We start from the raw sequence: 24845 nt of genomic DNA, 5'->3' as shown, positions 1-24845 counted from the left end.
CCGATCCAACCTGGCTTCATCTAAAAAAACGCCGGCATCCTCATGAATGCCGGCGTTGAAAAATGGCCTTTGTTCTGTGTCCATTCAGGAGATCAGACACTGACCATACCGAGGAATTGTTGGAGCTCAGGGGTCTTTGGTTTGCTGAAAAATTCTTCCGGTGGCCCAATTTCATGCACTCTTCCTTGGTGCATGAATACCACGCGGTCGCACACTTCACGTGCAAAGCGCATTTCATGCGTAACCATGACCAGCGTCATGCCTTCGGTAGCAAGCTTGCGCACTACACCCAATACTTCGTTGACCAGCTCCGGGTCAAGCGCCGAGGTAATTTCGTCGCATAACAAGGCTTTCGGTTGCATGCTCAGTGCTCGCGCAATCGCGACACGCTGCTGCTGGCCGCCAGAGAGCTGATCGGGATAACTGTCGAATTTTTCCGCGAGGCCGACACGTGTCAGATTTTGTTGTGCGATTTCTCGCGCCTGCTGCTCTTTCGCGCCCTTGACGATAATCGGAGAGATCATGACGTTGCGGCCTACGCTCAGATGGGGGAACAAATTGAACTGCTGGAAGATCATGCCCACGCGCAGACGCAATTCGCGCAACTCGCGTTCACTACGGCCAAGCAGAACATCACCGACGCTGATCAAACCTTCATCGATGGTTTCCAACCCGTTGATACAGCGTAGCAGTGTGCTTTTTCCGGAGCCGCTTTTGCCGATGATGGCAATGACTTCGCCGGCATTGATTTCAAGGTCGATGCCTCTGAGGACAGCATTGTTCCCGTAACTCTTTTTGACGTTCTCAATGACGATGAGCGACATTGAACTTCCTTTCCAAGAATTGACTATATTTTGACAGCGGCCAGCACAGCACGAAGTACATAAGACCGACCAGCCCGAAGACGATGAACGGTTGAAACGTGGCGTTGGTGATGATGGTGCCGGCCTTAGATAACTCGACAAATCCGATGATCGAGGTGACCGCCGTTCCCTTGATGATTTGAACGCCAAAACCCACAGTGGGAGGAATGGCGACACGCAGTGCTTGTGGCAAAACGATATAGCGCATTTGCTGAAAGCGATTCATCGCCAGACAGGCTGAAGCTTCCCATTGGCCACGTGGAATTGCATCGACGCAACCACGCCAGATTTCTGCGAGAAAGGAGGCGCTCCATAACGTTAGTGCTACGCCGGCAGCGAGCCAAGCAGACACCTCGGTACCGAACAGTGCAATACCGAAGAACACCAGAAACAATTGCATTAGCAGCGGTGTGCCCTGGAACACTTCGATATAGACGCGGATGATGTCGCGCAGGATGCGATATCTGGAATTGCGCATGAACAGAAGCACGAGACCTAGCGTGCCGCCTAACAAGAACGACAGTAGGGACAATGCCACTGTCCAACGGAGCGCCAGTAATAAATTGCGGACAATGTCCCAGATCGTGAAGCTGCTCATGCCTGGCCTCCCTTGAGAATGGCGATGGGTTTCGGTGCTTCGACACTGGGTCGATGAAATACGAAACGTCTTCCTATGTAATGCAAGATCTGCCTCAACAGAATCGCCATGATCAGGTAGATAAGAGTGGTGACCAAATAGGCTTCGAAGGCTCTGAAGTTGCGGCTCTGGATGAAGTTAGCGGCAAACGACAATTCTTCTACTGAAATCTGTGAACATATCGACGAGCCGAGCATGACAATCACGATCTGGCTCGACAGTGCTGGCCAGACTTTTTGTAAAGCGGGGCGCAGGATGATATAGCGGAAAACCTGTAGTCGCGTCATCGACAGACTCAGCGCTGCTTCAATTTGACCGCGCGCAATTGCGGATACGCCGGCACGGATTATTTCGGTGCTGTACGCGCCGAGATTGATCACCATGGCGATAATCGCCGCCTGTAATTCGGTGATCGTCACGCCGATACTAGGCAGACCGAAAAAGATAAAAAATAGTTGGACCAGAAAAGGAGTATTACGGATCAACTCTACATAAGCGCTGATAATCAGCTTGAGCCAGCGTGGCCCTTGAGTGCGCGCCCAAGCGCCGAAGATACCAAGTGTGACGCCTGCAACACCGCCGACGACGATTAATCGTATCGTCATCAACACGCCTTGTTCAAGCACCTTTGTATACTCGAGGACAGAAGAAAAATCGAACTGGTAGATCATCAAACTTCTCGCTAGGTAAATGTTAGCCGTTATATTTAATCTTTAGACGTGTCGACTCCCGAGCGCTCAAGCCTCCCTGCCGACGATTGGCTGAGACTTTTAGTCGCGTGACAGATATGCCGTAACGGCCCAGCAGTTCTGAGCTGGGTGCCCCATTCAAATGAGTGAAGCAAAAACGTAATGGAAAATGGACGAAATCATGTTTGACGGAAAAATCGGTCAGAACATGTTCTATATTTTCTGGTTTGTCGGTCTCCTATGCTGACCGGAAACGATTGAAAAAAGATAATCGCCAGGTAAAGACTCAGGTCCCTTTTCAAGCTTCCGATATTGCAATATTTTTCATTATTATCAGAGCATATGCAGAAGTCGGCGGTTTGAAAATTACTGTTTTGCTATTGTTTCTATGCTTGTTAAGTATAGATGCTTGGATTAGCTATAGCCGGTGGGATTGTCATGTTGTTGGTCTCATGCGACGAGTCGGATCAAGCCAGTGAAGGACATTGCTGACGATGCACCGGACCATAAACTTGGTGCGATGCGAGTCGCTCTCGTGGTCTTTTACGACTTGCTATGGGATCCACCATCATTCATGACTTCCGCGAAGGCTCGCAGAATAGGCGAATCATTTTCGCTGAGGAAAATGAATTCGACATCATGGACATCAGGTATGTCGGCGTGCTGATGCAGCACGACGCCGCTAGGGCTATTGTATTTCGATGCTTCCGATACGATGGAGTAGCCCATGCCGGCCGCAACCATACCCAGAGTAGAGCCAACGTCCGTTCCGACAAGAATTTGTTTGGGCGTCAGACCTGCGGCCATGCACTGCTGTATCAGATAATCGTGATACTCGGGAGCGCGATCACGCGGGAACCAGACACAAGGCTCATCCTTCATTTCACTGAGCCGATCAGGTGGTTGTCCCGCGTACTTATGATCGCTCGAAACCGCAAGCATCAACCCCGAGCGCAATACCTTTATACCGGATAACTGTTTGTCAGCAAGATCGCGAAACGCGATAAAGCCCCCGTCCATACGTTCTTCTTTGACGTCCAGCAACTGCCGTGGCGACAACGCCGGTTCCAGCATCAATGCAACATCAGGGAATATTTCGCGGAATCGACGCAGTCGTCTCAATAATTCAGGATGGGCGGTGTGATTGGGAGAGATACCAATGCGCAGCGAGCCGAGCTTGCCGGAAGCGGCGCGCAGGGCGCGCTTCTTGGCGTCCTCAAGATCGATCAACAATTTGCTGCAATCTTTCATAAATTGCGCACCGGCTACCGTGAGCTGGGTGCCTCTGATGCTGCGTTGGAACAATTGGGTTCCCAATTGTTCTTCCAGATCGTGAATTTGGCGACTGAGCGCCGGCTGGACGATATTCAGTTTGCGCGCCGCTTCGGCCACACTACCGTGCTCGGCGACGGCTAAGAAGTAGCGAAGATGTCGGATTTCCATGATGAGCGATATACCTTGAAGGTATTTTATCTATACAAAAACAGTAATTTTCAAGTCTGGGGAACGTACCTACAATCGGCCTCCAATACTTTCCAATCCCGGCCTCTTCCCCGTTCTTATTTTCGGGGGTTCATTCTTGTCCAGATACTACCGCCCTTATTTGCTGCCGCTCTGATGTTCAGGTCAATCTGAAATGCGTCGACAGGTTTACATGCGTGAAATGTGATTGCCGGAACGACCTTGACAACATGTCAACCATTCAAATTATACGATGCAAAATATGAATTTAATAAAAGAAATTGAAACTTCACGTGCCGAATTTTCACACATCCGACGCGATTTACATGCTCATCCCGAGTTGGCTTTTGAGGAGGTAAGAACCGCCGATGCTATTGCCGCCAGCTTGAAAAACTGGGGGATTCCGGTACACCGCGGCTTAGGCGGTACGGGCTTGGTCGGCATCATTCGGAACGGCAACAGCACGCGCGCCATCGGTTTGCGCGCTGACATGGATGCGCTGCCGATTCAGGAGTTAAACAGGTTCGAACATGCCTCTCAATATGCAGGAAAAATGCATGCTTGCGGTCATGACGGACATACCGCGATGTTACTGGCCGCAGCTTGGCATCTCAATGCGACACGCAATTTTGACGGCACCGTCTATCTTATATTTCAACCTGCGGAAGAGGGAAAAGGTGGTGCTGCGAGTATGATCACGGACGGTTTGTTCGAGCAATTTGAAATGGAATCGGTCTACGCCATTCACAACTGGCCGGGCATGCCACTTGGTTCTTTCGGCGTTAACTCGGGTGCCATCATGGCATCTAGCAATGAGTTTAAGATCACTTTGCGTGGCAAAGGATCGCATGCCGCGTTGCCACAGCATTCCATTGATCCGGTGGCGGCGATGGCGGCGTTGTCGCAGGCATTGCAAACTATCTTGACGCGCAACAAGCGTCCCAATGATGCCGCCGTATTATCAATTACTCAAATGCAGGCAGGTGAAGCCAGCAACGTCATTCCCGATTTCGGCTGGATCGGGGGCACGGTGCGCACGTTCTCGATTGACGTGCTCGATCTGATTGAGTCACGCATGCGCGAAATGTCAGAACATTTGGCACATGGTTTCGGCTGTGACGCAGAAGTCGTATTCAATCGCAACTATCCGCCCACTATCAACCATCGCGCAGAAACTGCCATTTGTGTCGAAGTCATGCGCGATGTTGTTGGTGCAGAAAACGTTGATGCTGATATCGAAGCACCTCTCAGTTCCGAGGATTTTTCTTTCATGCTACTCGCCAAGCCCGGCTGCTACGCCCTGATCGGCAACGGCGACGGCGGCCACCGCGATCACGGCCACGGATTGGGGCCATGCATGCTGCACAATACCAGCTACGATTTCAACGATAACCTGTTGCCAATTGGCGCCACCTACTGGGTCAGGCTGACCGAACGTTTATTGGCATTGACGAGCCAAGGATAACATCCGGTAACGCCGATGTATGACCCATTGATGGCAATAGATTTATGTTTAAGACAGTGAGAGGTTGGATTCAGAATTCCGCGAAGCGACCGCAGGAGTCTCCTCATCCAACAACTGGAAAGTAAAACCTGTTACCAAATGCATGATATTCAAGACTGTATTAACCGGGTCGCTATCCAAGCGCGGCCGCTCGCCACGCAAGGTCAGCTAGCCGGCTATATACCTCCACTGATGCGTGTAGACCCATCCAAATTCGGTTTTGCTGTGGCCACCCTAGATGGAAATGTCTATACGGCGGGTGATGCAGATGAACCGTTCTCCATTCAAAGTATTTCAAAGCTCTTCGCTCTCGTGTTAGCGTCGAGTCGTGAGGGAGATTCGTTGTGGATGCGTGTCGGCAGGTTACCTAGCTCAAACCAGTTCAACTCATTGTTGGAGCTGGAACTGGAGTCTGGTAAGCCGCGTAATCCATTTCTGAATCCTGGTGCGCTAGTTGTATCGGATTTGCTTTATAGCCGAAATACGCAAATGGAACGAGCGGTCGTTACACTTATGCGTGAGCTCTCTGGCAATCCAAGTATTAACTATGACACGGAAGTGGCGGCAGGCGAATTCGCTTTTGCTCACCGCAACAAGGCCGCTGCCTATCTGATGAAAAGCTTTAACAACTTCAACAACGCAGTTGATGAGGTGGTAAGTGCGTATTGTGCCCAGTGCGCGATCGCAGCCAGCTGTCGAGACTTGGCAGTTTCTGCACTTTTCCTGGCGAACGCCGGCGTCGATCGCGATGGTCGACAGATTCTTCAATCTCGCCAAGTACAACAAGTCTGTGCCCTAATGATGAGCAGCGGCACCTATGAAGCGTCTGGCGAAACCGCCTTCAGCATTGGTTTGCCAATTAAGAGCGGCGTTGGTGGAGGTGTGCTGGCAGTGATTCCACGATTTGGTGCGGTATGCGCCTGGTCGCCACCATTAGATAAGACAGGGACTTCGATTGCGGCTATCAAAGCAGTCGAACTGTTCGCCATCGAAATGCATAAAACGGTATTCGCATAAAGGTTGGGCAGTGTTCGTGGCTAGCTCATGTAACTTTGTGCTGCTGAGGCAAGATGGAAATCAAGTTCGTAGAAATCTAACCCACTTTCTATTTCTTGAGAGAATTAAAGAGCAATTCTTATAACTCGCCAAGACTTTATTCAATTTTGAAATTGTCTGACAAGTCCGCTCCTGGCCGATTGCGGATGTTCGTTAGAACCAACGGCTCAGGGTTTTCGGCCTTCTATCCAGCAATTCACAATATGGGGAACGACCGTAGTTGCACTACCTCTTAAAAACCTATGCCCATACGGCGGATGCATTGCATCAACAGAGACTATGTATTTCTCTGATGAGAATTTTGCTTTCTTCAGTAAGCCGGCGGCCGGATGGACGGTTAGAGAGGTCCCAACAGTAATTATCTTTTCCGCATTTGCGAAGTGTTTTTCCGCCTCCCTCATAAATCTTACTTCCTCTCCGAACCACACAACATCAGGCCTCAACTGGCTTCCCTTTTCACATATATCGCCGATTTCTAAGGTTGGCGCATCCAGCTGATAGGTCAAGTTTGGGTCGAGGGAGCTGCGCGCCCTCAATATTTCGCCATGAAGGTGAATTACGATGGATGAGCCAGCCCGTTCGTGTAAATCATCAATGTTTTGAGTAACTACAACAACATCGAAGAAATCCTCCAAACGAGCGATTGCACTATGCGCCTCGTTGGGTTTAGCGGATAAAACAGCTCGTCGACGCTCATTGTAAAAACTCAAAACGAGTTCAGGATTTTTGGTCCATCCTTCAGGGGAAGCAACCTCTTCGACGGCATATTCGTTCCACAATCCCCCCATGTCGCGAAAGGTCCTAAGGCCGCTTTCGGCACTTACACCTGAACCACTGAAGATGAGGACTTTCTCTTTCATATTTTTCTATGGCAATAAACCACTTAATAAGTATGACTGGCTGGTTCTGGCCGGAAGCGGTCACCCCATTAGCTTGCTAAACACTGTGATATCGCTGCTAGTGGCGAAGACAAATGAGTTTCCGCTAAACGAAAATCCAAATGCACGGAAGTCGTCAGATGCGATATGTACACAGCCTGTCTGATGGCCTTCGACCAAAGCAGACTTATAGGGACCACAGAAGAATAAATCGAATTAGGCCAGTTCGGCGCCGCACTTTCTAACGACTCGCCGCTTTTGTTGGAAAGTGGTAAGCCACCACCTGCTAATCCGGCCAGTTGTACCCGCTCGTCTTTTAAGGGGCCGATGCCTTCACAAATCAAGGAGCATGCGGAATACCAGTCGCCATCGACCTGGTCGTCACGTGCAATTTTTCTCCCCTGCGTGCAATCGATCACACCTCTGCCGGCGCTGGAAACAACCAAAAGCAACTCGGATCGTTGCGAGAAGCCTATTTCGGTTAGTCCCCCAACGGCGAATGTACCGGTCTTTCGCCAGCCAGGCGGACACGGTTGAGATGGAATCTTCGATAATAATTGGATGAGTCTTGCACGATTATTTTTTTCGTATTCGTTCATGATGCGCCAATACATTCTTCGTTACAGGAGAGTCTGTTTCTGGCCGATTGCAGTCCTCTTCTGGCGAATACTTACGATGGATTTGAGAATAATTTTTTGTCTATATGTAGCCAATCTCATCCCAATCAACATCTGGTCGAAACGGCAGCGTATTGTTTCTTCTCCATTGAGATATAGCTGTTTTAAAGCCGGAAGGGGGACGCAATTCCACGTTCTGCTGTCGTGAGTAATCTGGAAGATGATCAATTCTTTCTTCCAATACTTCGGCGTATCTTCCGCCCATCGGTATGAGCCATTCGCCGTGATCCGCAATGATCTTCCAGACTAAGGGAGGAAACTCACTTCTTTGCAGCACTTGAATTTCAAGTATGTTTGTCCAAGTAAATTGGCAACTTAGTTCGTGGTTGTCGTACAAGGAAAATGTATTTAAATCGGTATCAAAGACAAGAACAAAGCGATCATCGATTTTTCTCTGCCAATGCTTTTCCACTTCAGGAAACCGCAGTGCCTTGATCCACTTATCGAGCATATTTTTCTTCTCCTCGCGTAGCATTGTAACGACAACTCAATGGCTGCTAGTGGCTGGAAGCGGACGAGCTAATTCACTTTCGTTCCACGCATACCTGTTGATACCACAGCTCGAGCGTTGACCATCGTTCGCTTGTTGCGCCGTCGTGAGACCAATACACAATATCTCCGTCAGACGTAATGCAAAAATAGTCGCCGTTATCTTCGATAAACGGTAAATAGTGACGAGGAACTCCCATCACTTTCCATGCGGTTTCTGCAATCTCCACCAAGTCACAGTATCCCGACCCTGGCAAAACGACTGCTGGAGTGAACACTGCATTCGCTACGTCTCCTCCACTAAGAAGAAACTTTCGATAGTCCGGATGAAATTTCATCCCTAAACTATTTTCAGCAGCATCAATCTCCAAGTCTGTCGGGAGGCGAAAGGGGCTATTTTTTGCATCAACTTCGTTCATATTTTTATGCTCTTGGCTTTAGGAGAGAAGTCTGCAACTGGCCGATTGCGGACACATCACCCTAGCCGCAAAGCTCTCCCATGAACATGATATCGGCAAGATGGCGAGGCACTACTTTTCGACGCCGATCGTAGGGGCCGATCTTCTATCTGATTTGCACCAGGCGATCGTCGGGAACGCTAATCGTGAAGGGAGTAGCCGTGCTAGGGTCTTACTTGCGCTTCAACTGCCATCTTATCAATGACCGAGAAAACTTCTATGATCTTCCCTGCTCGCAACGTGTAAAAAGCATGCTCGTGGAACACGATATGCCGTCCATTGACCGGAACGCCGAGGATCTCTCGGACAGGCGTGCAGGAAAAACGTAGCCGTGAGGCGATATGACTCTCGTTAGCGACGACGAGATCGGCGTTGAAATAAAGGTCCGGGATGTCTCGAACGTTCTCTTCAAGCATGGCCCTGTAGCCACCTAACCCGAGCGGGCGCCCATTGTGGATCACATCGGCGGCCACGAATTCGCCAAGCTCGTTCCAGGCACGGGCATTCAGGCAGGCAATGTATTGCTTGTACATGCCGGCAGTCGCTGGTTCTTGTGATGTCTCATGCATCGTAGGAGTCTCCATTCGTTACCGTTTTGGCATTTTCCATATTGAATCCTTCCTTTGCTTACCTCTGCCGGACTACATACGTCTGTTGTGTCTTCTGTCTTAAAGAATGTCATGAGCCTTTGAATGCTGGGGCATGGCAAGCAACGCATGGCTTGTTCCCTTCTGGGTCTCGAAAATACGCGCCGTAGTAATTGGCATGGTATTGATGGCGCAATCCTGGCGGCTCCTCGCATGCACCATCATTTTCCAGGGCGATCTCATACGCCGCCCGAACAGCGGCCCTGGAAGCCGCTGCGAAGGCGACCCTCTGTCCGTTCCCTGCTTGATCTGCACTATGCCATCCTGCCCATGGTTTGCCTAGGTCGCAGAATCGCAGCTCAACACCGGTAGGCCTTTTCTTTTTGTCGCGCAAAAACTTCAGGAACTCCCGCAACGCGCCAGTTCCTTCCCGGCCCGGCGAGCGGCCAGGTCGGCATGTTGGTCTGCATGTCGATCGGCATTTCCCGCTCCGGCAAGACACTGATCACCGATCCGATCTGCGCCGTCGCATCGTTCCACGCCGGCGCCGTGTCATATCACAACACCCCTGATCGTTTTCGGGACAACCGGGAACGCTTTTGGGACAAGCGCCGGCAGCGATGAATCACGCCTGCAGCGCTGGTGCAGAATCCAGACATCCGGTGACACACCGCATCCCACATGGAGTCTGTATGGAAACTGCCTCAACCAGTCGCGCCGCCACTCCGGCAGCGCGAACGCAATCCGTTCGTCATCTTCCGGTCAGCCTGTTCGGCTCCGTCATGAGCATCGCCGGCCTGGCGCTGGCCTGGCGTCTTGCCGGCAAGGCCTATGGCGTCACTCCTGCCGTGTCCGACACCATCGGCGTCGTTGCGCTGGCCTTGTTCGCCGTGCTGGCGCTGTCCTATCTTGGCAAACTGCTCCTGCATCCGGAATTGGTGAAGGCGGAATTTTCGCATCCCGTCATCGGCAGTTTCTTCGGCACCGTCGGCATCAGCATCATGCTGCTCTCCAGTGTGATCGGCAGCTACAGCAGCGCCGCCCAGCTGGTGGTCTGGTGCATCGGCACCCTTATCACGCTGGTCCTGAGCGCGCTGATGATCTCGCGCCTGCTCAACGGCAACGCCGCACCGACGAGTGCAGTGCCCGCCTGGCTGATTGGCGGCGTCGGCAGCCTCGACATCGTTGTGACGGGCGGCAGCTTCACGGCGGGCTGGACGCATGAGGTGAACTTGTTGGGAGCCGCCATCGGCAGTGTCAGCGCGATTGTCTTCTTCATCCTCATTTTCTCGCGGCTGGTTCATCACGATCCGCTCGGCGCCGCCATGCGTCCTTCGAAGATGATCCTGATGGCGCCGTTCGCCGTCGGTTTCATCGCCTACGTCAACCTCGCGCAAAAAGTGGACATGTTCGCCGCGCTGCTGTTCTACTTCGGCCTGTTCCTGTTTGCGATCATCCTGTATCGCCTGCTGGTGAAGCCGGCGCCGTTCTCGGCGACGTGGTGGGGCATCGGCTTTCCGATGGCGGCCATGACCAATGCGGCGTTTGTCTACGCCGGTGCGGTGGGCGGGAAGGGGCTGGGCTTCATCGCCGCGCTGCTGCTGTTCGTGCTGACCACGTCGGTTACCGTACTGTCGTTCCGCACGCTGCACGCTTTGTTGACCGGGCGCTTGCTGAGCGCCTAGTCCCGGCCTGCGCGAAAGCCGTCCCTGTACGCCTTTGGCGTGGTGTTCAGCTGACGCGAAAAGATCATGCGCATCTGCGTCGCGTTGCTGAAGCCGCAGCGGAAGGCGACGGTCTTCAGCGGCACGTCGGTCTCTTCCAGCAGCTTGCGCGCGAAGTCGATACGCACCTGCTCGACGAATACCGACGGCGTCACGTTTGCATGCTTGGCGAAGGCGCGCGAAAAGGTGCGGCGGCTGACGCCGACCGCGTCGGCGATTTCTTCGATGGTGAGAGCGTCGCTGATGTGATCGGTCACGTACTTCAGCACCTTGGCCACCAGCGAATCCTCACCCGGTCCGACGGCGAGATAAGGACTGTATTGCGATTGTCCGCCTTCGCGGCGGATGTAGACGATCAGGCGCTTGGCCACCTTGACGGCGAGCTCATGGCCCCAGTCTTCGGCCACCAGCGCCAGGCACAAATCGATGCCGGCGGTGACGCCGCCGCAGGTGAACAGATTGCCGTCGCGTACGAATATCTTGTCGGGCCGGACGTTCAGTTCGGGAAATTGCCTGGAGAGGCGCTCGGCATGGTCCCAATGCGTCGTCACTTCCCGGCCGGCCAGCAATCCGGCGTGTCCCAGCAGGAAGACGCCGTTGCAGACCGCACCGAATTTCGCGGCGCCGCGCACGCGTTCGTTCAGCCAGTTCATGAAGGCGGCGTCCGGCCGGTATTCCGGTACGCGCGGGCCGCCGGCCACCAGCAGCAAGTCGCTGTCGGCATGAAAATTCGGATAGTCGACATGCACCCGGAACTCCATCCCGCTGGAACACATGACACTGTCGGGACGTTCGCCCACCAGCGTGATCTGATAATGATCCCTGGCCGGCAGCAGCAGGTTGGCCTCGGAGAACACGTCCAGGGGGCCGGCCACGTCCAGCGCTTGTACTCCGTCAAAGACCACCAGGGTCAGCTTCTTCATTGTTTCACGCTTTCTTCCATGCTTTCTCTTATTTCGCCCAGCCGCGCGGACGCGACAATTCAAAGTTGGCATCGCTGCGGGTGCGGCCGTACCAGTCGCCGCCCATGCGCGCCAGCAAATTGAGTTTGACCGGATCGGGCAGTTGCTTGTCGTTGAGGATGCTCTCGTCAAAATGCGCGGCCAGCACGCGGCCCAGCACGATGTGGCAGGATGGCGCATCGGCGGGATAGGGCGTGCAGCTGGCCAGTTCGCATTCGAGGCTGACCGGCGCGTTGGCGACGCGCGCCGGCAGCACCAGCGTCGAGGGCGCGGAGGCGATGCCGCAGCGTTCGAATTCGCTGACGTCGGCGTCATACGAAAACGAGGTCTCGTTCATGGCGTCAGCCATGTCGAAGCTGACCAGGTTGACCACCAGCTGGCCGGTTTCCTGCACATTGCGCACGGTGTCCTTGATGCTGCCGTCGCGCTGCACCAGCGGTGAAATCATCACCGTCGGCGGCTTGCCGGTGATCATCTGAAAGAAGCTGAAGGGAGCGAGATTGCTCACGCCCGCGGCCGACACGGTGGACACCCAGGCCACCGGCCGCGGGATGACGGCCGAGGCCAGCCAGCTATACGCCTGGCGCGGATCAACCTGGGAAAAATCGAGAAACATGCAGACTCCATTGTTGTTGGGACGGGCGCACGGCACGTTTGGCGGCGCGGCATCGTATACTCTAGCCCAATATTCCCCGATGGCGTACGCACAGGCCGCACCGCCGTCCTCCGGCAAATGCATGCAATGACTTTTTCCAGCCTCGCAGTACAACTGATCAACGGCCTCGCCGACGCCTCCGCCATGTTCCTGGTGGCGGCCGGCTTGTCGCTGATCTTCGGTGTCACGCGCATCGTCAACTTCGCCCACGGCTCCTTCTACATGCTCGGCGTGTTCATTGCCTACACGCTGGTCAGCCTGATCGGCGCCAGCGGCGTCGGCTTCTGGAGCGCGGTGCTGCTGTCGGCCTGCGCCGTGGCGCTGCTCGGCGCGCTGGTCGAGATCACCGTCCTGCGCCGCATTTATCGCGCACCCGAACTGTTCCAGTTGCTGGCCACCTTTGCGCTGGTGCTGGTGCTGAAAGACGCCGCCCTCTACCTGTGGGGACCGGAAGACCTGTTCGGTCCGCGCGCTCCCGGCCTGGCCGGTTCGGTGGAATTGCTCGGACGCCGCCTGCCGCAATACGACCTGGTGCTGATCGTCATCGGCCCGGCCGTGCTCGGCCTGCTATGGCTGCTGCTCAACCGCACACGCTGGGGCACGCTGATCCGCGCGGCGACGCAGGACCGCGAAATGGCCGGCGCCCTCGGCATCCACCAGTCGTGGCTGTTCACCGGCGTGTTTGCGCTGGGTTGCTTCCTTGCCGGCCTGGGCGGCGCGCTGCAGGGGCCGCGCATGCCGGCCACGCTGGCGCTCGACCTGGAAACCATCGGCAACGCCTTCGTCGTGGTCGTGGTGGGCGGCATGGGTTCGATCGGCGGCGCTTTCCTGGCGGCGTTGTTGATCGCCGAGATCAAGGCGCTGTGCGTCGCCTTCGGCCAGGTCTCGATTGCCGGCGTCGTCGTCTCGCTGTCGAAGCTGACGCTGGTGGCGGAATTCCTCGTCATGGCGCTGATCCTGGTGCTGCGTCCCTGGGGCCTGCTGGGCAAGCCGCAGGTCGCCAGCCGCGTCGCCGGTCCGCCGGAAGCGCCGCTGCGCCCGGCAAACAAGCTGCAACGCGGCCTCGGCCTGGCCGGTCTGGCCTTGTTGCTGGCGGCGCCGCTGCTGGCCGGCAGCTTCCCCTACCTGAGCGTGCTGCTGGTGGAAATATTGATCGCCGTGCTGTTCGCCGCCAGTCTGCATTTCATCATGGGGCCGGGCGGCATGCATTCCTTCGGCCATGCCGCCTATTTCGGACTGGGCGCGTATGCGGCGGCGCTGGTGTTGACCGGCCTGCGTTTGCCGATGGAGATGGCGCTGATCGCCGGCCCGCTGGCGGGCGCCATTGGTGCGCTGCTGTTCGGCTGGTTTTGCGTGCGGCTGTCGGGCGTCTATCTGGCGATGCTGACGCTGGCGTTCGCGCAGATCGTCTGGGCCATCGTGTTCCAGTGGGATGAGGTCACCGGCGGCAGCAACGGCCTGGTCGGCATCTGGCCGGCGGCGTGGGCATCGTCGCCGACCGCCTTCTACTACCTGGCGCTGGCGTTCAGCGTGGCCGGCGTATTGTTGCTGCGGCGCGTGCTGTTCTCGCCGTTCGGCCATGCCATGCGCGCCGGACGGGATTCGCCATTGCGCGCCGAGGCCATCGGCATCGACGTCAAGCGCGTGCAATGGATGGCCTTCATCGTCGCCGGACTGTTCTGCGGCATGGCCGGTGCGTTGTTTGCGTTTTCCAAGGGCAGTATCTCGCCGGAAGCGATCAGCGTGAACCGATCGGTCGACGGTCTCGTGATGGTCATGCTGGGCGGCATCCAGACGCTGTCCGGACCGGTGGCCGGCGCCGCGGTGTTCACCTGGCTGCAGGACGTCATCGCGCGCGAGACGGATTACTGGCGCGCCTTGCTCGGCCTGGTGATCCTCGCGCTGGTGTTGTTGTTTCCGGGCGGGATCGCCAGTGTCTCGAACAGATGGCGCAAGAATGACGAGGAGGTCGCATGAGCCTGCTGCAAGTACGCGATCTAGGCAAGAATTTCGGCGGCGTCAGGGCGCTCGACGGCGTGTCGTTCGATCTGCCCGAAGGCCAGTTGCTGGCCTTGCTGGGGCCGAACGGCGCCGGCAAGTCGACCTGCTTCAACATCCTCAACGGTCAGTACAGGCCCGACGCCGGCTCGGTGCATTTCGACGGGCGCGAGATCAGCAATGCACGCCGCAGCATGAAGCCGCGCGACGTCTGGCGTCTCGGCGTCGGCCGCACCTTCCAGGTCTCCGCCACCTTCAGTTCCATGACGGTGATCGAAAACGTGCAGATGGCGCTAGTCTCGCGCAAGCGCAAGCTGTTCAGCCTGTGGCGTCCTGCGGCAGGCATGTATCGCGACGAGGCGATGGAATTGCTGGCCCAGGTCGGCATGGCCGCACAGGCGCAACGTCCCTGCGGCGTGCTGGCCTATGGCGACGTCAAGCGCGTCGAATTGGCGATCGCGCTCGCCAACCGTCCGCGCCTGCTGCTGATGGATGAACCCACCGCCGGCATGGCGCCCGGCGAGCGCAACGAACTGATGGCCTTGACCAGGGAGCTGGTGGTCGCACGCAAGCTCGCGGTGCTGTTTACCGAACACAGCATGGACGTGGTGTTCGCCTTCGCCGATCGCATGATCGTGCTGGCGCGCGGCCGCATCATCGCGCAAGGCGATGGCGAGACCATCCGCAATCATCCGCAGGTGCAGGAGGTGTATCTGGGCTCCGGAACAACCTTCGGGCAGGAGGCGCAATGACCGGCGTGAAGGCAGACACATTGCTGCGGGTGGAAAACCTCAACGCCTGGTATGGCCAGGCGCACATCCTGTTCGACGTCGGCTTCGAAGTCGGGCGCGGTGAAGTGGTGGCGCTGATGGGACGCAACGGCGCCGGCAAGTCGACCACGATGAAGGCGGTCATGGGATTGCTCGACCGCGCCGACGGCAAGGTCGTGTTCCGCGGCCGGGACATCAGCCGCGCCCGGCCGCACACGATTGCGCGCATGGGCATGGGTTATGTACCGGAAGACCGTCGCATCTTTTCCGAACTGAGCGTGCTAGAGAATCTTGAAGTCGGCCGCCAGCCGCCGCGGCCCGATGCCTTCGCGTGGACGCCGCAGCAGCTGTTCGAACTGTTCCCCAATCTCGGCGAAATGCCGCAGCGCGCCGGCGGCCGCATGAGCGGCGGCGAGCAGCAAATGCTGACGGTGGCGCGCACGCTGATGGGCAATCCCTATCTGGTGCTGCTGGATGAACCGTCCGAAGGCGTGGCGCCGGTGATCGTCGAACAGATGGCCAACATGATCTTGCGGCTGAAGCAGGCCGGCATGGCGATCCTGCTGTCCGAGCAAAACCTGCATTTCGCCGGACTGGTCAGCGACCGTGCCTACATCCTGGAAAACGGTCATATCCGCTACCAGGGCACGATGGCGGAGCTGGCGCGCGACGACGCCGTGCGGCGCGCTTACCTGGCGGTGTAGTTTGGCAAACTGGGTATACTCGCGCTCATGACCATGCCCGCTTCCTCCGCTTCCTCTGCTTCCTCTTCAGAAACTCCCGCTGCGCCGTCCACGCGCCACGTCGTCGTCATCGGCGCCGGCGCAGTCGGCCTGATGAGCGCGCTGCATGCCCTCGACCAGGGCTTGCAGGTGACCATCGCCGATCCGGGCCGGCCCGGCGGCGAGCATGCCTCCAGCTACGGCAACGCCGGCTGGCTGTCTTCGCATTCAGTGTTGCCACCGTCCGAGCCGGGCGTGTGGAAGAAGCTGCCCGGCTTCCTCGCCGATCCGTTGGGGCCGCTGTCGGTGCGCTGGCGCTACCTGCCGCGCACCTTGCCGTGGCTGCTGCGCTACCTGGTAGCCGGTTCCACGACCGCGCGCATCAGCGCTACTGCGGCGGCATTGCGGCCGCTGCTGCAGGGCGCGGCGTCGCTGCACAAGGCAATCGCGGACCAGGCCGGCGTCGGCGACATGATCGATCTCGGCGGCCTGCTGCACATCTATCGTTCGCGCGAGCACTTCGAAGCCGACGCAAGGGGCTGGGGCATTCGCCGCAAGCTCGGCATCGGCTGGCAGGAGTTGTCGGCGCAGGAGCTGCATGCGCGCGAACCGGACCTCGACCCGGCCTACGGTTTCGGCGTGCTGATTCCGGAAGCCGGGCATTGCCGCAATCCCGGCGCGTATATCGCGGCGCTGGCCGCGCACGCCTGCGCACGCGGGGCACGCCTGACGGCGGCGACTGCAACAGGTTTTCGTTTTGAAGGAGAGAAGCTGGCGGCGGTGCTGACGGATGCCGGTGAAATCGCCTGCGACGCCGCCGTCATCGCCGCCGGCGCACAGTCGAAGGCACTGGCCGCGAAGGCCGGCGACAAGATCCCGCTGGAAACCGAACGCGGCTACCACGCCATGGTGCTCGCGCCGGAGGGCCGGCCACGCACGCCGATGATGATCATGGACCGCAAGGTCATTGCCACGCAGACCGCAGAAGGCTTGCGCGTCGCGGGACAGGTCGAGATCGCGTCCTTCGACGCCGCACCCGACTGGCGCCGCGCCGAGATCATGCGCGACCTCGCGTTGAAGCTGTTCCCGGCATTGCCGCGCGATTTGCCGGCGAACCGCGTGCGCTATTGGCTGGGACGTCGCCCCAGCATGCCGGACGGCTTGCCCTGTATCGGACCGTCGTCGCGCAGCATAGACATCATCCACGCTTTCGGCCACGGCCACATCGGACTCGGCTCGTCGGCGCGGACCGGTCGCCTGGTCGGCCAGTTGCTGGCGGGGCAGGCGCCCGAGATCGACCTGGCGCCGTTCAGTGCGCGGCGTTTCTGATGCCGTGTTGCGTCGGTTTCAAGTGAGATAAGTCAGGAATTCATCCGCCGCCACCGGCCGCGCGAAGAAATATCCCTGCACTTCGTTGCAACCCCATTCCTTGACCAGGCCCATGATCTCTTCCGTCTCGACGCCTTCGGCGACGATGCGGTAGTCGAGGTCTTTGGCCAGCGCGATGATGGAACGCACGATGCGCTGATCGCGCTGGCTGGCGTGGACATTGCGGATCAGCGATTGATCGAGCTTGACCGTGGTGGCCGGCACGTATTGCAGATAAGAGAAATTGCTGTAGCCGGTGCCGAAGTCGTCGAGCGCAATGCTCATGCCCAGGCTGCGGATGTCGTGCAGGGTCTGCAACACCTTTTCGCTGTTCATCCACAATCCTTCGGTGCATTCGATCTCGATCTGCGACGGCGAAATATCGTAGCGATTGCACAGTCCGGCCAGGCGGGCGCAGATGTTCGGCTCTTCCAGATTGCGCGCCGATACGTTGAGTGCAATCTTCGGATGCTTGCCGATTGCGGCCCATGCGCGCATCTGGCGGAACGCGTTTTCCAGGACCCAGTCGGTCACGGGTTTGACCAGCGCAGTCTTCTCCACCAGCGGAATGAACTCGGCCGGCGAAATCGGGCCGAGCTCGGCATGGGTCCAGCGCAGCAGCGCTTCGGCGCTATGGCAAGTATTGCCGGCGAGCGCCAGCTTGGGCTGGAACACCAGGCGGAATTCATCGGCGTGCAGCACTTGCGGAATATCGTTCAGCAAGCGGAATGCACGCCGGTGGGTATCGTCTTCCTGCTCATTGTAGATCGACCAGCGGCGCTGTTCGCTCTGGGCTTGCTTGATCGCCGCCAGCGCCTTGCGCGGCGCATCGAGCACGCCGTCGCGGTCGGTATTGAAACTCACCATGCCGGCGTTGAGCGCCAGGTTCAGCGGGATGTTCTGGATATGCAGCGGCGCATCGAAGGCTTCATCCATGCCGTCCAGCACCGCATGGAAACTCTCCACGTCATGCGCATGCGACAGCAGCGCGAAACGCGTGCCGACGATATGGAACACCGTGGCATGTTCATGCATCAGCGTCTGCAGGCGCCGGCCGGTATTGCGGATGAGTTCGTCGTAGGCTGCGGCGCCGAGCGCACTGGCGATGTCATGCGCTGCCGCGGCATCGGGCATGTCGAGATAGACCAGTGCGCGTTTTTCCACGGCGCCCATCGAGACCAGCAGATCGAGCTCGTCGGCCAGCTGATGCGAATTGGCCATGCCGGAAATCGGATCGAGCCGGTCCACTGCGCGGCGCAGCGACAAGTGCGACATCACCAGCGAGGCCATGCGCTGCAACTGGGCGCGGTCGTCTTCGCTCAACGTGCGCGGCGTCTTGTCGGCGATGCAGAAGCTGCCGATGGCGTGGCCGTCGGCGGTCAGCAGCGGCGCACCGGCATAGAAGCGCACCGCGCTCGGACCGGTCACCAGCGGGAAATCGCGGAAGCGCGGATCGAGCAGCGTGTCTTCGATCACCATCGGTTCGGCGGTGCGGATGGTGTAGTCGCAGAACGATTCCTTGCGCGGCGTCTCGCGCAGTGCCAGACCGACGCTGCGCTTGATCCACTGGCGTTCGCCGTCGATCAGCGAGATGAAGGCCATCGGCACCTTGAAATGCCGTGCCGCCAGCTGGGTGATGTGTTCCAGTCCGTCCGCGACCTTGCTGTCGAGCACGGCCAGCGCATCGATTTGCTGCAAGGCCAGAATGCGCTCTGTCTCTCGGGTATCCATTACTGCTGCCTGTAGGTAATTTTCATGATGGGTGCATTGCTGCCCGCGCCAGGCTGCAACCCCCTTTGCAACCCGCGTCGACTGCACATGATAGCGGTTGCCGAAAAAACAAGCCCGATGCCGCCCGGTTTCCACAAGGAAAGCATGTGCTTTCATCCATTCAGGAAAAGCCCGATATTCACCCGCCCCGATCTGTCTGAAAATCCGTCCACCCACTAGCAATACCCGGCAGTCCCAGAAGACCCTCATACAACCCCAAGGAAGAACAACATGAAGAACTGGAAAATCGGCGTCCGCCTCACTATTGGTTTCGGCGTCGTCCTGGCACTGCTGGTCGCCGGAGCGACGTTCGGCCTGCGCCAGGTCTCGAAGCTGAACGACCATGTCGAGTTCATTACATCGGTCGACGAAGGCAAATTGCTGGCGCTGAGCAAAGTCCAGTTCGCCATCGGCCTGCGCGCCGTCGCCGCTCGCAACCTGGTGCTGGTGACCGACCCGGTGCAACAAAAAGGGGACATCGAACTGGTCACCAAAGCGCAGAAAGACATCGACAGCGGCATGGCGGAGTTGACCGCCCTGATGAAGAATCCGGCCGACGCCACTGCCCAGGAACGCAACATGCTCGAACAGCTGCGCGCGCTGGAAGCCAAATACCTGCCGATCGCCACCAAAATCGGCGCACTGGCGACTACCCAACAGACCGAAGCAGCCAAGGCCTCGCTGATCGCCGAGTGCATGCCGCTGCTCAAGCAGGTGATCGCCCATATCTCGGAATTCAATGTCGTGATGCGTGCCCGCACCCATGAAAGCGTCACCACCGCGCAAGAAGCCTACGAAGTATCGAAGTGGACCATGTTTGCCCTGAGCGCCGTCTCGCTGCTGCTCGGTTCGCTGATCGCCTGGTGGCTGACCCGTTCGATTTCGCGTCCGCTGCAAGAGGCCGTGACGATTGCACAAAATGTCAGCACCGGCGACCTGACCAGCACCATCACCGTCGACAGCAAGGATGAACTGGGTCAACTGAAACTGGCGCTCAAGGAAATGAACGACAACCTGTTGCGCATCGTCGGCGACGTCCGCCACGGCACCGACACCATCGCTACCGCCTCGGGCGAAATCGCCAGCGGCAACCTGGACCTGTCGTCGCGCACTGAACAACAAGCCGGTTCCCTCCAGGAAACCGCGTCGGCGATGGAAGAACTGACCGCCACCGTCAAGCAAAACGCCGAGAACGCACAGCAAGCCAACAAGCTGGCGACAACCGCCTCCGACATCGCCGTCAAGGGTGGCGCTGTAGTGGCCCGCGTCGTCGAAACCATGACATCGATCAATGAATCGTCGAAGAAGGTCGTCGACATCATCGGCGTCATCGACGGTATCGCATTCCAGACCAACATCCTGGCGCTGAACGCTGCGGTCGAAGCCGCACGTGCCGGTGAACAAGGCCGCGGTTTCGCGGTGGTGGCTTCGGAAGTGCGCAGCCTGGCCCAGCGTTCGGCTTCGGCAGCAAAAGAAATCAAGCAACTGATCGGCACCTCGGTGGCCGAGGTCGACGCCGGCGCAGCGCTGGTCGATGAAGCCGGCGCCACCATGGGCGAGATCCTCGACAGCATCCAGCGCGTCACCAGCATCATGGGCGACATCAGCTCGGCCAGCGACGAACAGACGCGCGGTATCGAACAGATCAACAACGCCATCACACAGATGGATCAGGTCACGCAGCAAAACGCCGCGCTGGTGGAAGAGGCCGCAGCCGCAGCAGCCTCGATGCAAAGCCAGACCAGCAGCCTGGCCGAACTGGTCAGCGTGTTCAAGCTCGACGATCAGCATATGCACTACGAGACAGAACGGACAACACAGGCAACACAGGTAGCTCAGGCTGTCGTCCCGAAGACAAGCCGCAACGCCGTCCCGGCCAAAGCCGCCCAGGTGCATCATCTGCCGAAGCCGGCCGGCGCACCGACATTGTCGCTGGATAACCTGAGCTACGCCGCGTAATCCGGCAGGCGCTCAAGGCAGGCAATCTGCAGCTCAATGAATTTGTAGTGGGGGTAGTAGGAAGTGTGTGGGGGGTAGTAGGAAGTGAGTAGCAAGGTAGTGGGGTGAGGGAATGAGGTGCAGCACGGCCTCATTAACCGATGTGAGAACATCGGTGTGCAGGCGGTTCGCAGCAATGCGATCCGCCTTTTTTTTGGACCAACGGATCGGGTCAGCGCGGCAGGTTGCCCAGCGGCAGCGCGGTCTTGTACTTGACCTGCTTGAGCGCGAAGCTGGAGCGGATGTTCTTGATGCCGGGAATCTTGGTCAGGTGGTCCAGCACGAAATGTTCGAGCGCCTGCAGGTCCGGCACCACGAGGCGCAACAGATAGTCTTCGTCGCCGGTCATCAGGTAGACCTCCATGACTTCGTCGAAGGCGCTCACCGCCTCTTCAAACTGCGCCAGCGTCCCCGACTCCTGTTTCTCCAGGCTGATCTTGATGAACACGTTGACCTTGAGTCCGAGCAGGTGCGGGTTGCCCAGTGCGACGTAGCGCGAGATGATGCCTTCATTTTCCAGCCGCTTGACCCGCGCCAGCGTCGGCGACGGCGACAGGTTGATCCTGGCGGATAGTTCGAGATTGCTGAGCGCGCTGTTTTGCTGCAGCATGCTCAAAATACGTAAATCGATGGCGTCGAGTTCCATATGCAGAATTTATCTCCGTGAATGATGTGATGGCGGCATATCTTGCTGTTTATTGTATGTCAAAGCGGTGATTTCAGTGACTCATGCGGCCTGCTCAGGCGTACAGTGATCAACTTACCCGGAGGAGACAAGAAAGTGGATCTGTCATCAGCAAGCGGCATCGCCAAAGACATCGATATCGACGCCCAGGAAACCCAGGAATGGCTGCAGGCGCTGCAAGGCGTATTGCAGGAAGTCGGACCCGACCGCGCGCGCTTCCTGCTGTCGCGCATGTCGGCCGCCGCCCAGCAATGGGGCATCAACTGGCGCGACGCCCGCAACACCCCCTATATCAATACCATTCGTCCCGAGCAGGAGCCGCCGTTTCCGGGCGGCTCCGACGCCCAAGCGATAGAAGAACACTTGGCCTCGGTCATGCGCTGGAATGCGCTGGCGATGGTGGTGCGCGCCAACCGCGCCTACGGTGAACTGGGCGGCCACATCGCCAGCTACGCCTCCGCCGCCGACTTGTTCGAAGTCGGCTTCAACCATTTCTTCCGCGCGCGCCATGAGGACGATGCGCAATTCGCCGGCGACCTGGTCTACTTCCAGCCGCATTCGGCGCCGGGCATTTATGCCCGCGCTTTCCTGGAAGGCGCACTGACCGAAGACGACCTCGGCTTTTACCGCCGCGAGATCGAAGCCAAGAAGCACGGCAAGCAAGGCCTGTCGTCGTATCCGCATCCATGGCTGATGCCCAACTTCTGGCAGTTCCCGACCGGCTCGATGGGCATAGGTCCGATCAATGCGATCTACCAGGCGCGTTTCCTGCGCTACCTGGAACATCGCGGCCTGCTGCAAGATCAGGGCCGCAAGGTGTGGGGTGTGTTCGGCGACGGCGAAATGGACGAGCCGGAATCGTTGGCGGCGCTCTCGCTGGCCTCGCGCGAAAAACTCGATAACCTGATCTTCGTGGTCAACTGCAATCTGCAGCGCCTGGACGGACCGGTGCGCGGCAACGGCCATATCGTCGACGAACTGGAGACGATCTTTGCCGGCGCCGGCTGGAATGTCGTCAAGCTGCTGTGGGGTTCGGACTGGGACAGCCTGTTCGCGCGCGACAAGGACGGCGAACTGATCGATGCGCTCAACCGCACCGTCGACGGCCAATTACAAACTTTTGCCGCCAACGACGGCGCCTTCAACCGCGAGCACTTCTTCGGCCAGTCCGCCGGCACGCGCCGCATCGCCGAGACGCTCACCGACGAAGAAATCAACCGCCTGCGCCGCGGCGGCCACGACATGAAGAAGATCCATGCCGCTTACGCCGCCGCCGCCAACCATCGCGGCCAGCCGACCGTGATCCTGGCGCAGACCAAGAAGGGCTACGGCATGGGCGCGGCCGGCGAAGGCAAGATGACCACGCACCAGCAAAAGAAGCTCGACGAGGAAGTGCTGATTGCTTTCCGCAACCGCTTCAAGCTGCCGATCAGCGACGAGCAATGCAAGAACCTGGCGTTCTACAAGCCGGCCGGCGACAGCGCCGAGATGAAGCATCTGCTGGCGCGCCGCGCCGCGCTGGGCGGACGCATGCCGCGCCGGGTCGCCAACGCCGACGGCAAGGCCCAGTTGCGCGTGCCGGCCATCGAGACCCACGCCAGGTTTGCGCTCGACGCAGAAGGCAAGGAAATGTCGAGCACCATGGCGCTGGTGCGCATGCTCGGCAGCATGCTCAAGGACGCCGACCTCGGCCGCTACGTGGTGCCGATCGTCGCTGACGAAGCGCGCACCTTCGGCATGGCCAACCTGTTCCGCCAGGTCGGGATTTATTCCTCGCAAGGCCAGTTGTACGAGCCGGAAGACATCGGCTCCATCCTGTCCTACCGCGAAGCCAGGGATGGCCAGATCCTCGAAGAAGGCATCACCGAAGCCGGTGCGATTTCGTCGTGGACGGCGGCGGCGACCAGCTATTCGGTGCACGGCCTGCCGATGCTGCCGTTCTACATCTACTACTCCATGTTCGGCTTCCAGCGCATCGGCGACCTGATCTGGGCGGCGGCCGACCAGCGTGCGCGCGGCTTCCTGATCGGCGCCACGTCCGGCCGCACCACGCTCGGCGGCGAGGGCCTGCAACACCAGGACGGCAGCAGCCACGTGACCGCCGCCGGCATCCCCAACTGCGTCTCCTACGATCCGGCCTACGCCTACGAAATGGCGGTCATCGTCGACGACGGCATGCGTCGCATGCTGGAGCGCAACGAAGACGTGTTCTATTACGTCACCGTCACCAACGAAAACGAAGTGCAACCGAGCTTGCCGCAGGATCGCGACGTCAAGGACGGCATCTTGCGCGGCATGTACTGCCTCGAAGAAAAAGCCGGCGCGCAGGTGCGCCTGCTGGCAGCCGGCCCGATGCTCAAGGAAGCCTTGTCAGCCGCGCGCACGCTGCAGGAGCAGTTCGGCGTCACGGCCGAAGTCTGGAGCGTCACCAGCTTCACCGAGCTGGCGCGCGACGGCATCGCAGCGGAACGCCGGGCACGCCTGCAGCCGGGCGCGAAGAACGACCTGCCCTATGTCACGCAGCAACTGCAAGCCGGCAAGGCGCCCGTCATCGCCGTCAGCGACTACGTACGCACCTTGTCCGAAAGCATCCGCGCCTACGTGCCGGCGCGTTACGTCACGCTCGGCACTGACGGCTTCGGCCGCAGCGACACGCGCGCCAATCTGCGCGACTTCTTCGAAGTCGATGCACGCTGGATCGCCTACACCGCGCTGACCGAAGTGTTCGGCGCCGATGCCGCCAGGCTCAAGGATGCCGCAGCCCGGCTGGGCGTCGACCTGGACAAGCCCCTGTCGACTTCGGTCTGATCGTTTGGTAGTAAAAACCTCGCCGCTTATCCGTGCGGCGATGTGAACGCCACCCGTCGCCACAAGCGCGGGTGGCGTTTTTTATT

At 58.4% G+C, this 24845-nt stretch carries 24 protein-coding genes; 10 read left to right on the top strand and 14 right to left on the bottom strand.

Annotated elements, in window-relative coordinates:
• Positions 1 to 92 precede the first annotated feature (92 nt).
• The 4 genes from F506_RS18990 to F506_RS18975 form a co-directional block, all read right to left on the bottom strand.
• Positions 93 to 824: an amino acid ABC transporter ATP-binding protein gene (locus F506_RS18990; RefSeq protein ID WP_053200013.1), complete on the bottom strand. Its 732-nt coding sequence runs from the start codon at positions 822 to 824 to the stop codon at positions 93 to 95.
• A complete protein-coding gene (locus tag F506_RS18985) occupies positions 805 to 1461 on the bottom strand; it encodes an amino acid ABC transporter permease (protein ID WP_053200011.1) in 657 nt (218 codons plus the stop codon). The genes F506_RS18990 and F506_RS18985 overlap by 20 nt, the downstream gene beginning before the upstream one ends.
• Positions 1458 to 2171 (bottom strand): amino acid ABC transporter permease, encoded by a 714-nt coding sequence (locus tag F506_RS18980; RefSeq protein WP_053200010.1) that lies wholly within the window; start codon positions 2169 to 2171, stop codon positions 1458 to 1460. The genes F506_RS18985 and F506_RS18980 overlap by 4 nt, the downstream gene beginning before the upstream one ends.
• A 561-nt stretch (positions 2172 to 2732) precedes the next feature.
• The gene (locus F506_RS18975) at positions 2733 to 3632 is read right to left on the bottom strand and encodes a LysR family transcriptional regulator (RefSeq protein WP_053200008.1); all 900 of its coding nucleotides are present in this window, start codon (positions 3630 to 3632) and stop codon (positions 2733 to 2735) included.
• Between the two features lie 280 nt (positions 3633 to 3912).
• Here F506_RS18975 and F506_RS18970 point away from each other — a divergent pair, with 280 nt between their 5' ends.
• Both F506_RS18970 and F506_RS18965 read left to right on the top strand, forming a co-directional pair.
• Positions 3913 to 5115 (top strand): M20 aminoacylase family protein, encoded by a 1203-nt coding sequence (locus F506_RS18970; protein ID WP_053201791.1) that lies wholly within the window; start codon positions 3913 to 3915, stop codon positions 5113 to 5115.
• 138 nt (positions 5116 to 5253) lie between these two features.
• Positions 5254 to 6171 carry a glutaminase gene (locus tag F506_RS18965; RefSeq protein ID WP_053200006.1) on the top strand — a complete coding sequence of 306 codons (918 nt, stop codon included), beginning with the start codon at positions 5254 to 5256 and terminating at the stop codon, positions 6169 to 6171.
• A 206-nt stretch (positions 6172 to 6377) separates the two neighbouring features.
• Here the strand turns inward: F506_RS18965 and F506_RS22835 are convergent, their stop codons facing one another.
• The 6 genes from F506_RS22835 to F506_RS22825 form a co-directional block, all read right to left on the bottom strand.
• Complete coding sequence (locus tag F506_RS22835) at positions 6378 to 7070, bottom strand: SIR2 family NAD-dependent protein deacylase (RefSeq protein WP_083458045.1); 693 nt, start codon at positions 7068 to 7070, stop codon at positions 6378 to 6380.
• Positions 7071 to 7138: 68 nt separating this feature from the next.
• A complete protein-coding gene (locus tag F506_RS23275) occupies positions 7139 to 7687 on the bottom strand; it encodes a hypothetical protein (RefSeq protein ID WP_144424102.1) in 549 nt (182 codons plus the stop codon).
• 100 nt (positions 7688 to 7787) lie between these two features.
• On the bottom strand, positions 7788 to 8216 hold the full coding sequence (locus F506_RS23270; protein WP_144424101.1) for a hypothetical protein: 429 nt from the start codon (positions 8214 to 8216) through the stop codon (positions 7788 to 7790).
• Positions 8217 to 8289: 73 nt separating this feature from the next.
• On the bottom strand, positions 8290 to 8673 hold the full coding sequence (locus tag F506_RS22830) for an SMI1/KNR4 family protein (protein ID WP_083457563.1): 384 nt from the start codon (positions 8671 to 8673) through the stop codon (positions 8290 to 8292).
• A gap of 203 nt (positions 8674 to 8876) precedes the next feature.
• Entirely contained in the window at positions 8877 to 9281 is a 405-nt protein-coding gene (locus F506_RS18955) for an ester cyclase (RefSeq protein WP_053201790.1), read from the bottom strand.
• Positions 9282 to 9390: 109 nt separating this feature from the next.
• A complete protein-coding gene (locus F506_RS22825; protein ID WP_083458042.1) occupies positions 9391 to 9714 on the bottom strand; it encodes a VOC family protein in 324 nt (107 codons plus the stop codon).
• Between the two features lie 53 nt (positions 9715 to 9767).
• Here F506_RS22825 and F506_RS23430 point away from each other — a divergent pair, with 53 nt between their 5' ends.
• Both F506_RS23430 and F506_RS18950 read left to right on the top strand, forming a co-directional pair.
• Positions 9768 to 9923: a hypothetical protein gene (locus F506_RS23430; protein WP_158443139.1), complete on the top strand. Its 156-nt coding sequence runs from the start codon at positions 9768 to 9770 to the stop codon at positions 9921 to 9923.
• A gap of 68 nt (positions 9924 to 9991) precedes the next feature.
• A complete protein-coding gene (locus tag F506_RS18950; RefSeq protein ID WP_053200002.1) occupies positions 9992 to 10984 on the top strand; it encodes an SLAC1 anion channel family protein in 993 nt (330 codons plus the stop codon).
• Here F506_RS18950 and F506_RS18945 read toward each other — a convergent pair.
• Together F506_RS18945 and F506_RS18940 are read right to left on the bottom strand one after the other, a co-directional pair.
• Positions 10981 to 11946 carry a GlxA family transcriptional regulator gene (locus F506_RS18945; protein WP_053200000.1) on the bottom strand — a complete coding sequence of 322 codons (966 nt, stop codon included), beginning with the start codon at positions 11944 to 11946 and terminating at the stop codon, positions 10981 to 10983. The genes F506_RS18950 and F506_RS18945 overlap by 4 nt on opposite strands.
• A gap of 28 nt (positions 11947 to 11974) precedes the next feature.
• Positions 11975 to 12601 carry a flavin reductase family protein gene (locus tag F506_RS18940; protein ID WP_053199997.1) on the bottom strand — a complete coding sequence of 209 codons (627 nt, stop codon included), beginning with the start codon at positions 12599 to 12601 and terminating at the stop codon, positions 11975 to 11977.
• A gap of 126 nt (positions 12602 to 12727) precedes the next feature.
• On the opposite strand from F506_RS18940, the gene F506_RS18935 reads away from it, so the two are divergent.
• From F506_RS18935 to F506_RS18920, 4 genes are read left to right on the top strand one after another with little or no spacing between them, the layout of a single operon-like run.
• On the top strand, positions 12728 to 14617 hold the full coding sequence (locus F506_RS18935; protein WP_053199995.1) for an ABC transporter permease: 1890 nt from the start codon (positions 12728 to 12730) through the stop codon (positions 14615 to 14617).
• On the top strand, positions 14614 to 15390 hold the full coding sequence (locus F506_RS18930) for an ABC transporter ATP-binding protein (RefSeq protein ID WP_053199993.1): 777 nt from the start codon (positions 14614 to 14616) through the stop codon (positions 15388 to 15390). Before F506_RS18935 ends, F506_RS18930 begins: the two co-directional genes overlap by 4 nt.
• Positions 15387 to 16112: an ABC transporter ATP-binding protein gene (locus F506_RS18925; protein ID WP_053199991.1), complete on the top strand. Its 726-nt coding sequence runs from the start codon at positions 15387 to 15389 to the stop codon at positions 16110 to 16112. Before F506_RS18930 ends, F506_RS18925 begins: the two co-directional genes overlap by 4 nt.
• A 33-nt stretch (positions 16113 to 16145) precedes the next feature.
• Positions 16146 to 17459, top strand: coding sequence for an NAD(P)/FAD-dependent oxidoreductase (locus F506_RS18920; protein WP_053201789.1), 1314 nt, complete (start codon positions 16146 to 16148; stop codon positions 17457 to 17459).
• A gap of 18 nt (positions 17460 to 17477) precedes the next feature.
• On the opposite strand, the gene F506_RS18915 is transcribed toward F506_RS18920, so the two are convergent.
• Complete coding sequence (locus tag F506_RS18915; RefSeq protein WP_053199989.1) at positions 17478 to 19229, bottom strand: putative bifunctional diguanylate cyclase/phosphodiesterase; 1752 nt, start codon at positions 19227 to 19229, stop codon at positions 17478 to 17480.
• A gap of 270 nt (positions 19230 to 19499) precedes the next feature.
• On the opposite strand from F506_RS18915, the gene F506_RS18910 reads away from it, so the two are divergent.
• A complete protein-coding gene (locus F506_RS18910) occupies positions 19500 to 21227 on the top strand; it encodes a methyl-accepting chemotaxis protein (protein ID WP_053199987.1) in 1728 nt (575 codons plus the stop codon).
• Between the two features lie 211 nt (positions 21228 to 21438).
• Here the strand turns inward: F506_RS18910 and F506_RS18905 are convergent, their stop codons facing one another.
• Entirely contained in the window at positions 21439 to 21912 is a 474-nt protein-coding gene (locus F506_RS18905; protein WP_053199985.1) for an Lrp/AsnC family transcriptional regulator, read from the bottom strand.
• A 135-nt stretch (positions 21913 to 22047) separates the two neighbouring features.
• Here F506_RS18905 and mdeB point away from each other — a divergent pair, with 135 nt between their 5' ends.
• Entirely contained in the window at positions 22048 to 24759 is a 2712-nt protein-coding gene (gene mdeB, locus F506_RS18900) for an alpha-ketoglutarate dehydrogenase (RefSeq protein ID WP_053199983.1), read from the top strand.
• The last annotated feature ends 86 nt before the right edge of the window (positions 24760 to 24845 follow it).

It is taken from the genome of Herbaspirillum hiltneri N3 (assembly GCF_001267925.1).
Classification (GTDB): Bacteria; Pseudomonadota; Gammaproteobacteria; order Burkholderiales; family Burkholderiaceae_D; genus Herbaspirillum; species Herbaspirillum hiltneri.
Note: the sequence above shows the minus strand (reverse complement) of the source record. Positions and strands in the feature narration are given on the sequence as shown.

Coding starts and splice junctions, on each gene's coding strand:
- F506_RS18990 (WP_053200013.1), bottom strand. CDS start 824: ATGTCGCTCATCGTCATTGAGAACGTCAAAAAGAGTTACGGGAACAAT.
- F506_RS18985 (WP_053200011.1), bottom strand. CDS start 1,461: ATGAGCAGCTTCACGATCTGGGACATTGTCCGCAATTTATTACTGGCG.
- F506_RS18980 (WP_053200010.1), bottom strand. CDS start 2,171: ATGATCTACCAGTTCGATTTTTCTTCTGTCCTCGAGTATACAAAGGTG.
- F506_RS18975 (WP_053200008.1), bottom strand. CDS start 3,632: ATGGAAATCCGACATCTTCGCTACTTCTTAGCCGTCGCCGAGCACGGT.
- F506_RS18970 (WP_053201791.1), top strand. CDS start 3,913: ATGAATTTAATAAAAGAAATTGAAACTTCACGTGCCGAATTTTCACAC.
- F506_RS18965 (WP_053200006.1), top strand. CDS start 5,254: ATGCATGATATTCAAGACTGTATTAACCGGGTCGCTATCCAAGCGCGG.
- F506_RS22835 (WP_083458045.1), bottom strand. CDS start 7,070: ATGAAAGAGAAAGTCCTCATCTTCAGTGGTTCAGGTGTAAGTGCCGAA.
- F506_RS23275 (WP_144424102.1), bottom strand. CDS start 7,687: ATGAACGAATACGAAAAAAATAATCGTGCAAGACTCATCCAATTATTA.
- F506_RS23270 (WP_144424101.1), bottom strand. CDS start 8,216: ATGCTCGATAAGTGGATCAAGGCACTGCGGTTTCCTGAAGTGGAAAAG.
- F506_RS22830 (WP_083457563.1), bottom strand. CDS start 8,673: ATGAACGAAGTTGATGCAAAAAATAGCCCCTTTCGCCTCCCGACAGAC.
- F506_RS18955 (WP_053201790.1), bottom strand. CDS start 9,281: ATGCATGAGACATCACAAGAACCAGCGACTGCCGGCATGTACAAGCAA.
- F506_RS23430 (WP_158443139.1), top strand. CDS start 9,768: ATGTCGATCGGCATTTCCCGCTCCGGCAAGACACTGATCACCGATCCG.
- F506_RS18950 (WP_053200002.1), top strand. CDS start 9,992: ATGGAAACTGCCTCAACCAGTCGCGCCGCCACTCCGGCAGCGCGAACG.
- F506_RS18945 (WP_053200000.1), bottom strand. CDS start 11,946: ATGAAGAAGCTGACCCTGGTGGTCTTTGACGGAGTACAAGCGCTGGAC.
- F506_RS18940 (WP_053199997.1), bottom strand. CDS start 12,601: ATGTTTCTCGATTTTTCCCAGGTTGATCCGCGCCAGGCGTATAGCTGG.
- F506_RS18935 (WP_053199995.1), top strand. CDS start 12,728: ATGACTTTTTCCAGCCTCGCAGTACAACTGATCAACGGCCTCGCCGAC.
- F506_RS18930 (WP_053199993.1), top strand. CDS start 14,614: ATGAGCCTGCTGCAAGTACGCGATCTAGGCAAGAATTTCGGCGGCGTC.
- F506_RS18925 (WP_053199991.1), top strand. CDS start 15,387: ATGACCGGCGTGAAGGCAGACACATTGCTGCGGGTGGAAAACCTCAAC.
- F506_RS18920 (WP_053201789.1), top strand. CDS start 16,146: ATGCCCGCTTCCTCCGCTTCCTCTGCTTCCTCTTCAGAAACTCCCGCT.
- F506_RS18915 (WP_053199989.1), bottom strand. CDS start 19,229: ATGGATACCCGAGAGACAGAGCGCATTCTGGCCTTGCAGCAAATCGAT.
- F506_RS18910 (WP_053199987.1), top strand. CDS start 19,500: ATGAAGAACTGGAAAATCGGCGTCCGCCTCACTATTGGTTTCGGCGTC.
- F506_RS18905 (WP_053199985.1), bottom strand. CDS start 21,912: ATGGAACTCGACGCCATCGATTTACGTATTTTGAGCATGCTGCAGCAA.